12 protein-coding genes are annotated in these 13,956 nt (G+C 55.5%); 4 read left to right on the forward strand and 8 right to left on the reverse strand.

The window, feature by feature from the left end:
* Positions 1-71: 71 nt before the first annotated feature.
* Entirely contained in the window at positions 72-2,747 is a 2,676-nt protein-coding gene (locus J7J49_RS07605) for a bifunctional diguanylate cyclase/phosphodiesterase (RefSeq protein WP_215091509.1), read from the reverse strand.
* Positions 2,748-2,944: 197 nt separating this feature from the next.
* Here J7J49_RS07605 and J7J49_RS07610 point away from each other — a divergent pair, with 197 nt between their 5' ends.
* Positions 2,945-4,039 carry an HDOD domain-containing protein gene (locus J7J49_RS07610; protein ID WP_353048354.1) on the forward strand — a complete coding sequence of 365 codons (1,095 nt, stop codon included), beginning with the start codon at positions 2,945-2,947 and terminating at the stop codon, positions 4,037-4,039.
* Positions 4,040-4,128: 89 nt separating this feature from the next.
* On the opposite strand, the gene J7J49_RS07615 is transcribed toward J7J49_RS07610, so the two are convergent.
* The 4 genes from J7J49_RS07615 to J7J49_RS07630 form a co-directional block, all read right to left on the reverse strand.
* Positions 4,129-5,433, reverse strand: coding sequence for a TRAP transporter large permease (locus tag J7J49_RS07615; RefSeq protein WP_064235462.1), 1,305 nt, complete (start codon positions 5,431-5,433; stop codon positions 4,129-4,131).
* Positions 5,434-5,507: 74 nt separating this feature from the next.
* A complete protein-coding gene (locus tag J7J49_RS07620) occupies positions 5,508-6,071 on the reverse strand; it encodes a TRAP transporter small permease (protein ID WP_064235463.1) in 564 nt (187 codons plus the stop codon).
* 183 nt (positions 6,072-6,254) lie between these two features.
* Entirely contained in the window at positions 6,255-7,238 is a 984-nt protein-coding gene (locus J7J49_RS07625; RefSeq protein ID WP_064235464.1) for a TRAP transporter substrate-binding protein, read from the reverse strand.
* Positions 7,239-7,322: 84 nt separating this feature from the next.
* On the reverse strand, positions 7,323-8,303 hold the full coding sequence (locus J7J49_RS07630; RefSeq protein ID WP_215091511.1) for a LysR family transcriptional regulator: 981 nt from the start codon (positions 8,301-8,303) through the stop codon (positions 7,323-7,325).
* 346 nt (positions 8,304-8,649) lie between these two features.
* Between J7J49_RS07630 and J7J49_RS07635 the strand changes: the two genes are divergently transcribed.
* Genes J7J49_RS07635 through J7J49_RS07645 form a run of 3 tightly spaced genes read left to right on the forward strand, consistent with a single transcriptional unit; the run spans position 8,650 to position 11,050 of the window.
* Entirely contained in the window at positions 8,650-9,402 is a 753-nt protein-coding gene (locus J7J49_RS07635; RefSeq protein ID WP_215091512.1) for a 5-oxoprolinase subunit PxpA, read from the forward strand.
* Positions 9,399-10,103 carry a 5-oxoprolinase subunit PxpB gene (pxpB, locus tag J7J49_RS07640; RefSeq protein WP_215091513.1) on the forward strand — a complete coding sequence of 235 codons (705 nt, stop codon included), beginning with the start codon at positions 9,399-9,401 and terminating at the stop codon, positions 10,101-10,103. Before J7J49_RS07635 ends, pxpB begins: the two co-directional genes overlap by 4 nt.
* Entirely contained in the window at positions 10,100-11,050 is a 951-nt protein-coding gene (locus tag J7J49_RS07645; RefSeq protein ID WP_215091514.1) for a 5-oxoprolinase subunit C family protein, read from the forward strand. The genes pxpB and J7J49_RS07645 overlap by 4 nt, the downstream gene beginning before the upstream one ends.
* 46 nt (positions 11,051-11,096) lie before the next feature.
* Here the strand turns inward: J7J49_RS07645 and J7J49_RS07650 are convergent, their stop codons facing one another.
* The 3 genes from J7J49_RS07650 to J7J49_RS07660 all read right to left on the reverse strand — a co-directional run bounded on the left by J7J49_RS07650 (position 11,097) and on the right by J7J49_RS07660 (position 13,938).
* Entirely contained in the window at positions 11,097-12,128 is a 1,032-nt protein-coding gene (locus tag J7J49_RS07650) for a 2,5-dihydroxypyridine 5,6-dioxygenase NicX family protein (protein ID WP_215091515.1), read from the reverse strand.
* Positions 12,129-12,248: 120 nt separating this feature from the next.
* Complete coding sequence (locus J7J49_RS07655; protein WP_215091516.1) at positions 12,249-13,757, reverse strand: sodium:solute symporter family protein; 1,509 nt, start codon at positions 13,755-13,757, stop codon at positions 12,249-12,251.
* Positions 13,750-13,938: a hypothetical protein gene (locus J7J49_RS07660; RefSeq protein ID WP_064235471.1), complete on the reverse strand. Its 189-nt coding sequence runs from the start codon at positions 13,936-13,938 to the stop codon at positions 13,750-13,752. Before J7J49_RS07660 ends, J7J49_RS07655 begins: the two co-directional genes overlap by 8 nt.
* Positions 13,939-13,956 lie beyond the last annotated feature (18 nt).

Raw genomic sequence — 13,956 nt, forward strand, 5'->3', positions numbered from 1 at the left:
CCTTTCATCGCGGGTTGGCGGCGCGTAGGGTATGCCAAAGGTGATGACAGGACGATGACGATGATAAGGACTTAAGGTGCTAGCCACCGCGCCGCAAACTCATCCGCCGGTAATGGGCGGCCGAACCAGTAGCCTTGCGCTTCATTGCAGCCCATTTCGGCAAGCAAACGAGCTTGCTCCTGGGTTTCGACCCCTTCTGCCACGGTCTTCATTTCTAACGCCTGCGCCATGGCGATGATGGTCTCCACGATGGTGCGGTCATTTTTGTTTTCGAGCATTTCGCGGACAAAAGAGATATCAATTTTCAGCGCGTCGGCAGCGAAGCGCCGCAAGTAGGAGAGTGAGGAGTAGCCCGTACCAAAATCATCAATGGAGAGCGAGTATCCTGCTTTGCGCATGGTGTGGGTAATCTCGACGGCTTGGTCGGGGTCGCGCATAAAATCGCTTTCGGTGAGTTCCAGAGCGATCGCGCTCGGAAAAACACCGGCGGTGAGGTGCGCAATGTGGCAGGTGAGCTCTGGGTCAGCAAACTGTTGGGCGGAAATATTGATCGATAACCTGCCTGGCAACCCTCCCCCAGGTTGGTTACGCCAAGTGATTAACTGCTTGGCGGACTCTTCCAACACCCAGTCCCCCAGGGCACGGATCAAGCCGCGCTCTTCGGCCAAGGGAATAAACTCGCCGGGGCTTACCCACCCCCACTCGTCGTCGTACCAGCGGCATAAGACTTCTGCGCCGGTCAACCGACCATTGATAAGGTTCACCTGGGGCTGAAAGTTGAGTGCTAACTTATGCTCAGCGATAGCGGCGCTGAGCCGTTCGCTCATGCGTTGGCGTCGGTGCAACGCCTGGCGCATAAGTTGAGTGTAAGGAGAGGTACAGTTTTCACGCCGTTTGGCATGATGAAGGGCGATACTAGCGGCATTAAATAGTTCGCCAGCCTCCGCGACATCCTGTGGGTAATGGGCAAAACCGATGCTGACATCGAGATGAAAGACGCGGCGCTGTAAATGCAGCGGCTGCTTCACTGCTGAACGTAGCTGCTCGACAAGCACGCCGATATCAACGGGATCAGCGACGGCGACTAGCAAGGCAAACTCATCCCCAGATAAGCGCGCCAATGCGCCATGCATGTGGCTGATCTGCTGTAAACGCTCGGCCACCGTCACCAGCAGTTGATCCCCCACCTGATGACCATGCAGGTCATTAACCTCCTTAAAACGGCGGATATCCAATAACAGTAACGCAAGACCACGCTCGCTCCGGTGGGCCTCTTTCCACATCTGCGCTAACAACTCCATAAAACGCCCGCGGTTAGGCAAGCCAGTGGTGCTATCGGTGTAGGCCAACTGATGCATATGGCGGTGGTCACGGCGGCGCTCAAGCTCTGCCGCAGCGCCGGTGGAGAGAATTTTCAGCACTGAGGTAGCAAAGGCATTAGTGGTCAGCGGCTGGCGATAAAACACCATCATCACACCAATCGCTTCGCCGTTGGCGTTATCCAGGCGTCGGCCAATCCATGCCTTTGTTGAGAGCAAGGTGCCTGGCAACAGCAGTGGCGGGCCGTCATGCATGACGGCTTCGCGCTCTAGCACCACCTGCTCGCTGGGGGAGCCTCGCAGCGCAAAGGCGTGTTGTTCGTGTTGAGCACCTTCTACCACCATGCTGACAGTGGTCGCCTGTCCAACGACTTTTGTGTCGCTTTGAGGGGACGTATGCAGCAGCGCAATAAAACCTGCGTCGGCTTCCAACACCTTAACCAAGGTCGCAATCAACTGTTGAAAATAGCCGTCACCCACCTGTGTGGTGACCGTAGAAGCCACTTGAACCACGGCGTTTTGTACCCGCTGCGACTCTTGCTGGTCAGTCACATCAGAGATAAAGCCTTCTAAGCATACGATGTCGCCCGCTTCATCCCTCACGGCCTGGCCCTGCTCCCACATCCAGCGGTAGCCGCCGTCGCGATGGCGCAGTTGGTAGGTCACACGGTAAGGCCGATTATTGGCAATGGCCGACTGCACCTCGCGACAGATCTTGTCCTGATCATTAGGATGAATCAGGGCAGCGAAGCTGGTCAGTCGATTATCTTGCAATTCATCAGGCCAATACCCGGTTAATGCTTTGGCCCCCTGACTCACCACCTGCATTGTCCAATTACGGTCATTCAAACAGCGGTAGGCCATGCCCGGCAGGTGGTTGAGCAGCGTATCCAGGCGCCGCTCGCTTTCCCTCGCCACCGCTTCGCTTTTTCTTAATGCCTGTTCCGCCTTTTGACGATCCAGCTCTGCCCCCGCCTGGGCGGCGGCAATTTGCAGAACCTCACTGGCTAAGTCATTCAACTGCATAGGGGAATTTTTAAGCACCGCTAACAGGCCAATCAGCGCACCATCCGCCGCATAGAGCGCTCGCCCTAAGTAGCTCTCGGCGCCCAGTTCACAAAGCAGTTTATCGTCAGGAAAGCGTGACTGAACATCACGGAAGTAAAGGCAAGGCTCCTTCCCCAACGCGGTTTCGCAAGGCGTACCGGTTAGCGGGTAAGTGATATTGCAAAGCAACCGGCCATTAGACCAGACCGCCAGCGTCTCAGCCTGATGGCGTTGCGTAACATCGGCCACTAGCACATGGTCAACGCCAAGTATGGTCGCTAAGCGCTCCACCAGCGTTGTATAAAAACGGGGGCTCCCACTGTGCCCTACGCCTTCTGCCAACTGGCGGAATATATCGGCCGTGTCGTTCTTTGTGTGCATTGTTGCACTCACTTTTTTTAATTCTGGAGCAGTTGGCGCGCTTGCCACTAACCTCATAAAGTATATATAGCGACCTACATAGCATAAACCGTTCTTTTCCAACTATAACAACGTCAACACTAGCTGGGTATATGGTAAAATTAGGACATCACCTCATGATGGCTAGCAGCTACGCTACAAAGGGCGCAGGAGATAACGTGACTAGAGCATCGAAAAAAGATGAAGCGCTATACCTAATGCTAACTGAAGCGCTGCCTGGTTTTCTGATCAGCGATTTCCTAAAGTGCCAACGCTTACCTTCGCTCCCCTCGATCGCACTGCGCATCCTCAGGTTAACGCAATCTTCAAAAGCGACAATCAACGATGTTGCCGACACCATTGAGCATGACCCAGCATTAACCGCTCGGCTAATATCTCTTGCAAATAGTGTCCACCATACTCGCTCGGCCAATTCGACACAGACGTGCCTTGAGGCCGTCCAGCGTTTAGGACTCGATGCAACGTTAACGGTGGTGTTGAGCTTCAACCTTTTTCAGCACACCAGTAAGGGGCCGCAGCATACCCATATTTGGCAGCGGTCAATTATGTCTGCGTTAATAGCGCGTCAGCTTGCCGAGCAAACGTGCCCTAAACAGGCAGGTCATGCTTTTACGGCAGCACTGTTGCAGGATATTGGCATATTGGCGCTGAGCGCGACGTACCCTGAACAAGTAGACGAACTATACTTTGATAGCGCTATTCCCCATGCTCACCTTATTGAAGAAGAGCAGCGTTTCTTTGGTTGCAACCACACTCTTATTGGCGCTTGGCTAGCCGCTAAATGGGGGCTCCCGGCCACGCTGATCAACACCATTCGCTTCAGCCATGCCCCCTATAAAAGCGATATTAAAAGCGACAGCTTGATGGAAATGTGTGTTCGCATCTCCGGCCCCACTGCGGATGCCTGCCTATCCAGCGCACCAGAAGAGCAGCTTGCCGCCCTCCTATACGATTTAAGCGCAACAGCCGGCGTGCCCTCTTTCTCACTTGAAAGCGTGCTACGAGAAGTGCAGCCCAAAATGGAGTTGATCGCCAAAACACTGATGATAGATACCCCCGCGGCTATCGACCCCAAAGAGCTGCTTGAAAATGCTCAGCAACTCTTGCTAAACCACACGCTGGTACTCAATAGCCGTAGAGAAGCGCAATCCAAAGCACTCGCTAGGCTACGCAAAGGCTATAGCGCCCCGGGCGAGTTCAACAAAGACATTGCGTTCAAAAAACTCAGCACCCAATCCCGCTCTAAATCCTAAATCTCTGGCCAGAACTTGCATGTCATCAAGCGCTCCGGCCAGAGCGTTGCTTCTTGTTTATCGTTAATACGCTTTCTTTTACCAGCGCCTTAACGCGTCATTGCCTCCGGCAGGTAGAGCGCAATGCCAGGGAAGATATGCATTAAGGCAATCGCCAATAGCATCAGCAGGAAAAACGGCAGCGTGGCCTTGGTAATGGTCAGAATGTCTTTACCGGTTAGCCCCTGAATCACGAACAGGTTGAAGCCCACCGGCGGTGTGATTTGCGACATTTCGACCACCACGACCAGATAAATACCAAACCAGATCAGATCAAATCCCGCAGCACTCACTAGCGGCATAATAATCGCGGTCACCAGCAGTATCAGCGAGATACCATCCAGGAAGCACCCCATGACTAACAGCAGCAGCGTTAGTGCAATCAGCAGCATGGTGGGCGACAACCCCATCTCACCAATCGCCGTTGCCAGCTTCATGGGCACCTGGGTAAACCCCATGGCCGAGGTCAGAAACGAGGCGCCGGCAATAATGAACGCAATCATGCAGGCGGTGCGCACGGCGGCAAACAACGAGCTTTTAAAAATGTCGCGATTAAAATGACCGTTAAAGCGCGCAATCACGATCGACAATACCACGCCCACCGCTGCGGCTTCGGTGGGCGATGCCAACCCGCCATAGATCGAAAAGATAATTCCACCGATCAACAGCAGAATAGGCACCAGCGACCAAGTATTGCGCAGCTTTTCAGCAAAGCTCATGCCGGATTCATCTTCACCGGTAAGCCCTTCGCGGTTGCCTTTAAGTAGCGCCCACAGAATGAGATAGCTCATAAACATCGCCAAGATCATCAAACCTGGGCCAATACCGGCCATAAACAGCCTGGAAATCGACTGTTCGGTGACCACGCCGTAAACGATCAGCACGATAGAGGGCGGAATCAATAGCCCCAAGGTGGAAGCGCTGGCCAGAGTGCCAATCGCCATATTGCTATCGTATCCCCGCCGTTCGAGTTCCGGCAGGGTCATTTTACCCACCGTGGCACAGGTGGCGGCCGAAGAGCCGCACACTGCCGCAAACATGCCGCTGCCAATGATATTGGTGTGCAGCAAACGGCCCGGCAGGCGGTTTAACCAGGGCGACAGACCACGGAACATATTGTCGGCAAGCCCGGAGCGAAACAGAATCTCGCCCATCCAGATAAACATCGGCAGTGCAGTAAGATCCCAGCCGTAGCTGGCGCCCCAAAAGTCTGAGGCCAGGATAGACCCTGGGGAGAATGAGCTGAAGAACTCAAGCGCTATCCAGGCGGTGCCGATCAGCGCAAAGGCGATCCATACCCCGCTTCCCAGGAGTACCGCAAGGGTGAATATAGTGGCGAGACTTAGTAGCAGCACGAGGATCTCTCCAATTCAGGCAGCAGCGTGGTTAACAGAGATGTCGCTTCAACAGGCTGGGTGAAAATCGCCATTTAGTAGCCCTCGCTTTCATCTGGAGCCGTCGCTTCGCGAAAGCTCGCTGGGTCACGAATGGCAATGCGAACCGCCATAAACAGGGCTTCAGCCAGCGCCAGGCACAGCAGCCCGACACTGGTCGCGAGTACAAGCTGAGGAATCCACAGCGGAATCGACACAAACCCTGAAGACACATCATTGTATTGTATGCTCTCTCTCGCCAGGCCAATGAGGCCGTAACTGAGCATCAGACTGATCGCCAGGGCGACGATGAGGCCAAACACTTCAAACCACACACGAATTGCTGGTGGCAGCCGGGTAATTAGCAGCGTTACGCGAATATGGGCGTGATGCACAAAGGTGTAAGCCAGCCCCAGGAAGGTCGCCCCCACCAATAGGTAAGAGGCAATTTCCGAAACGCCGGTAATACTCAGGCCCAGCCGGCTGAGACCAACCAATACCAGCAGAGCATCCACCAAGCGGAAGGTCACTTGAAGCGCTATTAGCGCACAGATAGCCACCATGCACGCCGCCGCACCCCAAGCCCCCAGGCGATAGAGCTTATCGAATTTAAACGTCATGTTCGCAGCCTCACGATGCACTTAGGGAAAGCACTTAGGATAAGCGCTGGGAAAAAGCACTTAAGAAAAAGCACTTAGGAAAAAGCGCGTATGAAAAGCAAGGGCAGCGCCAAAACCACCGCCCCTACAAACAGGATCACGTCCGCACTTAGCTAGACAACACTTAGCTAAACAGCACTTAAATTAGCTGCCTTGCTGCTCGCGGTAAGTTTCCAGCGCCTGTTTGGCTTCATCGTCGGCACGAGACTGCCAATCTTCAAAAAGCGTATTACCGGCCGCCTGAAGCGCTTCAGAAATAGCGTCGTTAGGCTCAGACACTGAAATACCGTTCTCTTGCAAAACGGCAAGGCTGGCATCGTTATCTTCGCGGCTCATTTCCCAACCACGTTTTTCGGCTTCAGCGGCGGCTTCCATCAGTGCTGCCTGGGTCGCTTCATCCAGGCCATCAAAACTGCGCTGGCTGATAAAGACGATATTCTTGGGCAGCCACAAATTAGCGTCGGTGTAATCACTCACGTAGTCCCAAGCGGCCATTGAGTTACCCGTGGAACTTGAGGTGATCATGGCATCTACACGCCCGGTGCTAAACGCGGTGGGGATATCAGACTCTTCAGTTTCAGTCGGGCTGCCGCCCAGGTTATCGACAAAACGCTGGGTATTAATATTGGGTGCACGAACGCGCAGGCCTTCAAACTGCGCAGGGTCGGTGAGAGGCTCAGCGGTGTAGATACCTTGTGCTGGCCAGGCGACCGCGTAGAGCGGAATCAACCCTTCATAGGCGAACAGCTCGGTGATCATCGGCTTGGTAGCTTCCCACAGCGCATAGGCATCATCATAGCTACCCGCTACACCTGGCAGCGTATCAACTTCAAAGATCGGGTCGTCATTGGAAAGGACCGAGAGGAATACTTCACCTGCATCAATAGTGCCACGTCGCACCGACGGCTTGATTTCACCATGTGACACCAGCGAGCCGCCGCTATGCACGGTAATGGTCAGCGCGCCGTCGGTTGCTTCCGCTACATCTTCAGCGAACTGTTTGTTGTTTTGGGTATGAAAGCTGGCATCGCCGTAAGGCGTCGCCATCGTCCATTCTGCGGCGTGAGCCGACACCGTTAACCCGCAGGCGGTCGCCAGTAGTAGTGACGTTGTGATTGTCTTGCGCATCGTAAGAACCCTCTTATTTCTATTAATAGTGTGGTGCTTCTAATAGTTCGTTGCTTCTAGTGCGTCGCTTCTAGTGCATTGCTTCTAGTGCATTGCTTCGGTGGTACCAGAGGAGGCGTAGGTAGCAACCCAGCGCCCGGAGAAAAGTGTTGTTGTCATATCGGCACGCCGCGCCTGGGCGTAGCGGCAGGCACACTGCTGGGCTAAGCGGGCAACGCCTCGGCAAAAGCGCGGATGATTCGCATTGCGCCATATCGCATCATAGTGCATAGCCGGTAATGGCACCGGCAGCTCAAGGCGGTAGAGCTCCCCCCGCTGCCACTCATCCAGCACAGTGGCAACGGGCAGCGCGCCGATCCCTAGCCCTTCGGTGGTCATGCGTACAATCGTCATCAAGGTACTAACGCTATGAATACGCGGGCTGGCCACGCCCTGCTCTGCTAAGTAATTCAACAGCTCCGCATAAGGGCGCGCCTGCTTACCAAACGAAATAAACGGCAATTGTTTACCCCAGCTGTCAGCACTTTCACTCAGCAGCTTGGCGTGCCGGGGAGAGACAAACATGCCCATTTCGTAGGGGCTCAGTGACTCGGACTCGATCTGCTTCTGCGGCGAATAACCATTCATCGCCAGCACAATATCCAGCTCATTGCTCAGTAGCCGCTCATTCAGCACCGGCGAATAATCAACCGTCAATTCGATGGTGAGACGCGGGTACCGCTCGGTGAGCCTGCGCATAAAGTCGGGAAACCAGCTATGGGCAATGGTTTCAATCGTGCCGAGCCGAAGTGGTGCAGAAAAAGCCTCTTCGCTATCGAATAGCTTCATTGCCTCATCGCGTTGGTGCAGCATCCGCTCAGCGTGGACAAAGAACTCACGACCGCGCATGGTCGGCTGGATAGGCCGAGCAGACCTTTCCAGCAGCAATTCCCCTACCGTGGATTCAAGGCGTGAAATACGCTCAGATACAGAAGGCTGGGTAAGGTGCAGGCGGGTCGCCGCCTTACGGAAGGAGCCAAGCCTTACCGCCCATACAAACGCCTCAAGTTCTTTAAAATCGAGCATAGTGACTCGCCTACCCATAACCTTCTAAAGTGGAAAAACACCGTTGCGCTGTTACATCCTGACTGTCGAGGGTTACCACACACAGCGACCATCTCACTATGCAACTTTGAGACCACTCCCGACAGCAAAATGCGACCAACGTTATTATCACGCCACGCCTATACTGTGATAAGCGTATCGCCTCCCTCCGTCAACCATTTTTCAATAAATAACAATATGATAGGAGCACCCGATAGTTAGTATCGACAAAAACGATTGGCACTCAGCAAGCCGTGTTCATATATTGGTGGGGACTGACGATGCTACTTTTGCCAGGTCAACGCATTAACAACTAACAGGAGTCGCTATGGCTATCCCTCTGCTTAATTGCGATATGGGCGAAAGTTTCGGCAACTGGACGATTGGGCTGGATGCCGAAGCAATGCCGTATGTCGACTGCGCCAATATCGCCTGCGGCTTCCACGCCTCTGACCCCCACGTGATGCGCCGCACCGTCAAACTCGCGGTTCAAAATGGCGTACGTATTGGCGCGCACCCCGGTTACCCGGATTTGATGGGGTTTGGTCGCCGTTCCATGGCCTGCTCGCCAGAAGAAGCGGAAGATATGGTGCTCTACCAAGTCGGTGCGTTGGCGGGCATATGCCAAGCCGAAGGTACTCAGCTAAGCTATATCAAACCTCACGGCGCGCTGTATAACGACATGGCCGCCAACCCGGCGCTGCTCGAAGGCGTGATGCGCGCGGTGCGTGCTTACGATTCCAGCCTACCGCTGATGATTATGTCCACCGCCAACCCCGAGCCGCACCGCGAGTTAGCCGCCAAAATGGGCATTACCCTGTGGTTCGAGACCTTTGCTGATCGCGCCTACGACGCCAACGGCCACCTGGCCTCACGGCGTTTACCCAATGCCGTTCACCACAACCAGAACACCATCGTCAATCAAGCCGTTATGCTGGCCAAAGGCGAGCCGCTGACCGCACTTGACGGTACCCAGCTGCAGTTAGCCTGCGACACCCTCTGTGTTCACGGCGATAATCCTGAGTCCGTGGCTGCCGTTCGCGCTATCCGCGAGGCCTTTCAGGCGTTGGAGCAGGCGTGAAGGTGCGCATTGAAACCGCCGCCATGGATGCCCTGATGGTGCGCCTGTTCGACGCCATCGACGAAGCCAATATGGCCTGGGTCATCGCCGCCGACCAAGCGCTGCGTAACGCCTTTGGGAACGTGTTAATTGACCTAGTGCCCTCTTACACCACGCTGTTGCTGCATTACGACTGCCAGCAGTTAGCCCATAGCGAGGCTATGCAGCTTATCCACAAGGCGCTTTCAGGCCTTACCCCTGTGGATACTCAAGCCGGTGAGCTGCACGATATCCCGGTGTGGTACGACGAAAGAGTGGGCCCTGAGTTACCCCTGGTCGCCAAGCGTGCTGGCATCAGCGTGAATGAGCTGATTAAGCAGCACTGCAACCACGACTACTGTGTATTCGCACTCGGCTTCGCCCCTGGCTATGGCTTTATGGGCTTGGTAGACGAATCCCTCGCTACGCCGCGCCTGAAAACGCCGCGCCGCAAGGTGGCAGCAGGTAGCGTGGGTATTGCCGATCGTCAAACCGCCATTTACCCACTGCTCTCGCCGGGCGGCTGGAACATTTTGGGCCGCACCAACGTGCCGCTGTTCGAGCATGCCAAGCGCGGCGATCCACTTTTCCGCCCCGGCGACAAGGTGCGTTTTAGAGCCATCTCCCGGGCGGAGTTTGAAGCGGACGGTGGCGATACCACGCCCATGGAGGAGCGCCCATGAGCCAGGTCACGACGAACAATGCGCAAACAGGCATAGTGGTTAAACAAGCAGGCCCACTGGCATTGATTCAAGATGCAGGACGCTTTGGCGTCGGCCATTTAGGCGTTACCCAGGGCGGCGCCGCCGACTGGATCTCTTTTCGTTGGGCCAACTGGCTGCTGGGCAACGCATTAAACAGCGCCGCGCTGGAAATCGTTATGGGCGGCGGCCTGAGCTTTGAAACCGAACGCGAGGTGCGCCTAGCGCTGACCGGTGCGGATCTGGACGCCCAACTGGATGGCAAGCCGCTCGCTCCCAACGCCAGCTTTAAGCTACTGCCCGGCCAGCGCCTGGAGTTCCGCCAACCGCGCCACGGCCTGCGCGCCTACCTCGCCTTTCCCGGCGGGCTAAACGCGCCGGAGGTGCTGGGCAGCCGTGCCTGCACCGCCCGGGAACAGCTGGGCGGCCTGCATGAAGACGGCAAGCCCTTAAAAGTGGGCGACCGTTTAACCTGGAAAGGCACCGCTCCTGCACTACGCCGAATTCCAGAAGGCCAAGGCCCACTTATGCCCACCTCGGGCTGCCGCTTGCCTATCGTACTAGGTTCGCAAATCGCCTCGTTTAGCGGTCGCGCACTCTTCCAGGCGTTCAACCACCCCTGGACAGTGGATAACCGCGCCGACCGAATGGGCGTGCGGCTCACCGGCCCTGCGCTTCATGGCTCGCTGACGGGGATTATTTCTGAAGGCATTCCGCAGGGGGCGGTACAGGTACCGCCGGATGGTCAACCCATCGTACTGATGAACGACCGCCAAACCATTGGCGGCTACCCGCGCCTAGGCGCCCTCACCCCCATCGCCTGCGCCACGCTTTCCCAGTGCCTGCCCGGCACCGAGGTGTGGCTAACGCCGGTCAGCGCCAGCCAGGCGCAGGATGATTATCTTAAGCAGTTAAACGCATGGACTTGAAGTAAAAAAGCCCCAACCGGGGCTTTTTTAGCATACTGCTGACGCGCTAACTTCTACCCATCTGTAACTCTTTAACGACGATATCACCATCAATCACAACCGGTTCATCATCGAGAAACAGCGAGCAGTTGCGCATGGGAATATCGAGGTGGCAGGCGGTATCGTTGGGGCCACCTAGTTCACTGTTTGGCCCTGTAGAGAACATCACGTTGCCATAGAAGCTGCGCGGCTCCATGCCCATACCACCGGGGAACTCACCCGGCACCATACGGTGCCATTTGGCGTTTGGATTCATGCCCCAGCCCACATGGCTCATCCCCAGGCCGCGCGGGTCGTTAAAGCTATCCATATAGGATTTCACCAACTCGGCATCCAGCCCGCCCCGTATATCGCTAATCCAGCCCTTTTCGATGGTGTACGTAATGGGCTCTCGGACGTACATATTCTGCGGCAGCAAGATGTCGCCTGGCGCCACCACAATGGTGCCATCAACGCCATCGTCATCGCCGCCGGTAAATACAAAGCCAGAGGGCCAGTGATCCCAGCGACCAGGCTCATCGGTGCAGGCATACTCGGCGACGGTAGCGTACGTATTCAGTTGGTAGGTGACATCGGTACCGTGGAGTGAGGTGATGCGCATCACCTTGGCTTTTTCCAGTAGCGCGGCGGCCAGCTCGACCTTTTCCCTTAACTCCTTGGTGGGCAGCATTCTGGCCAGCAGCTCTGGGGGCTCAACTGCCGTTAATATCCGAGTGCCCGCGGCTTGAATTGCCATTTGCTCCGGCGAGAACAGCAGAAAAATGCAGTCGATCAGCATATCGCAATTTTTTAGCGCTTCCACTGCATCGGGCATGCTGGCAAGCCCCGTTGCTCCCACGGCCCAACCACCTGTGGGTAGTGGTGCGGGTAACCGCATATGGTACATATTGGCGCCTAAGCGCTGCCCCGCCGCCATAAAGGCGTCGGCATAATCAAGGCGTTCGCTACCCTGGGTCAGAACAACGAGTTTTTCGCCTTCATGTACGCCAGACATTTTTAGCTGGTGGAGGCAAATTTCCGTAAAGCTTGCATGATCCATAACGTCTCCTAACTTCCCGGGCGCAAGCTCTGCTATAGCGTACCGGGAAGTGTTTGCTGAGAGCGCTTAAGCTCGCCAATGGGCATACCCAGCGCTCTATTGTTTGGCCGTAATAAGCAGCTAGGCAGCCGCCTCTTTAGACACCTGATCGTTAGAAGAACGGCGCTTTTTACCCAGCTCTTCCGCGATGGCGGTAAGGAATGCATCCGTGGTGGCTTGATGGGGTTTGGTCACGAGACTGACGCCAACAAACAGCACACTGGCAACCACAATGCCCCATACGCCGGCAGGCAGGCCCAGCAGCGAGTTACCGGTGGCATACATCAACAGTACAAAGGCGCTAGTGCCCACCACGCTCACCAATGCACCGGCGGCCGTGCCGCGTTTCCAATAGAAGGCGCCAATTAGTGCAGGCACCATGGCGACTAGGCCCGACGATGCAGCCACTGACAGCACCGCAATCAGGTCAAGCTGCAGCTCGGCGAAGGCTAACGCCATTAGTGCAATTACCGGCACCACAAACTTACCCACCAGCAGTTGGCGCTTTTCACTAACGTTAGGTTTGACGTTGGCATACACATCACGGGAGACCATGGAGGCCAGGGTCAGCATGATCGAGTCAATGGTGGAGACGGCCGCCGCCATAATGCCGATCATCACGATGACACCTAGCACGGGTGGGACAAACTCTGATGCCAGCAGTGTCGGTGTGGCCAAGTCTGCCCGCTCCAGACCAGGGAAGGCGGCTAAGGCAGAGAAGCCCCACAGCACCGACACCATGGTGTAGATAAAACCAAATACCAGGAAGCCAATCAGCATGTGGCGCATCGAGCGCAGCGAAGAGGGCATAAACAGGCGCTGGCTGACTTGAGGATTCGAGAGGCTAAAGAAGAACCAGGGAATCGTCAGTCCCAAGAAAGTAACAAAGCTGAATAGCCCTGAACCAGGCACCGTTAGTGACTGGGGGTGCTCCGTTGCCAGCGTATCGAATAACGCGCCAAAGCCACCCAGGCCCTGAACAACCAGAAAGGCCACCAGCGTTGAGGCGACAATCATCATGATCGCCTGAAGAGAGTCGGTCCACATCACCGAACGGATCCCAGCGATATAAGAGAAAAAGATCGCGATCACCGTGGCCAGCACGACGCCGGTGGTAAAGGTGATCGCCCCATCGGTAATGCCTTGCAGCAGGTAACCCACGCCAGCAAGCTGAACGGCCGAGTAAGGAATCAGGAAGATACAGCTGGCGATGGAGACGGCCATCGCCACATGCTTGCTGTTGTAGCGATGTCCTAACATCTCGCTTGGGGTCACAAAGCCGAACTTTTTGCCCACTGCCCAGAACTTGGGCCCAAAGATAGCCACCAGCGAAACACCGGCAAAATAGATAATTTCAAAGCCGAGCGCGCCCACACCGCCGGCATAGGTAAGGCCTGCCAAGCCCACCATCATAAAGGCGCTGTAAGTCGTGGCGCTGTAACTTAGCGCAGAGACAAAGCCGTTCATTTGTCGGTTGCCCAGGAAGTATCCCGACATACTTTCAGAAGGGCCTTGTCGGGACATAACCGCAATGCCGATCGCGATCACTAAGTAGATGGCAATGGACCACCAGATGAGTGATTCAGTCATTGCTGTGCTCCTCAAAATCTTTAGTGATAAACACGTTCAGTGCAATAACCGCTAACCCTGCACACGCCCAAAACAGGAAGCTGCCGTACCAGAGCGCGACACCGCTCAATAGGGTGTAAGGCACTAAATAGCTCAGCAAGACGACGGCCCAAACTAGCCATATCCATTTACTACGTTTCATAGTCCACCTCGTTTTATT

Source organism: Halomonas sp. ISL-56, assembly GCF_018612805.1.
In the GTDB taxonomy this organism is placed as follows: Bacteria; Pseudomonadota; Gammaproteobacteria; order Pseudomonadales; family Halomonadaceae; genus Vreelandella.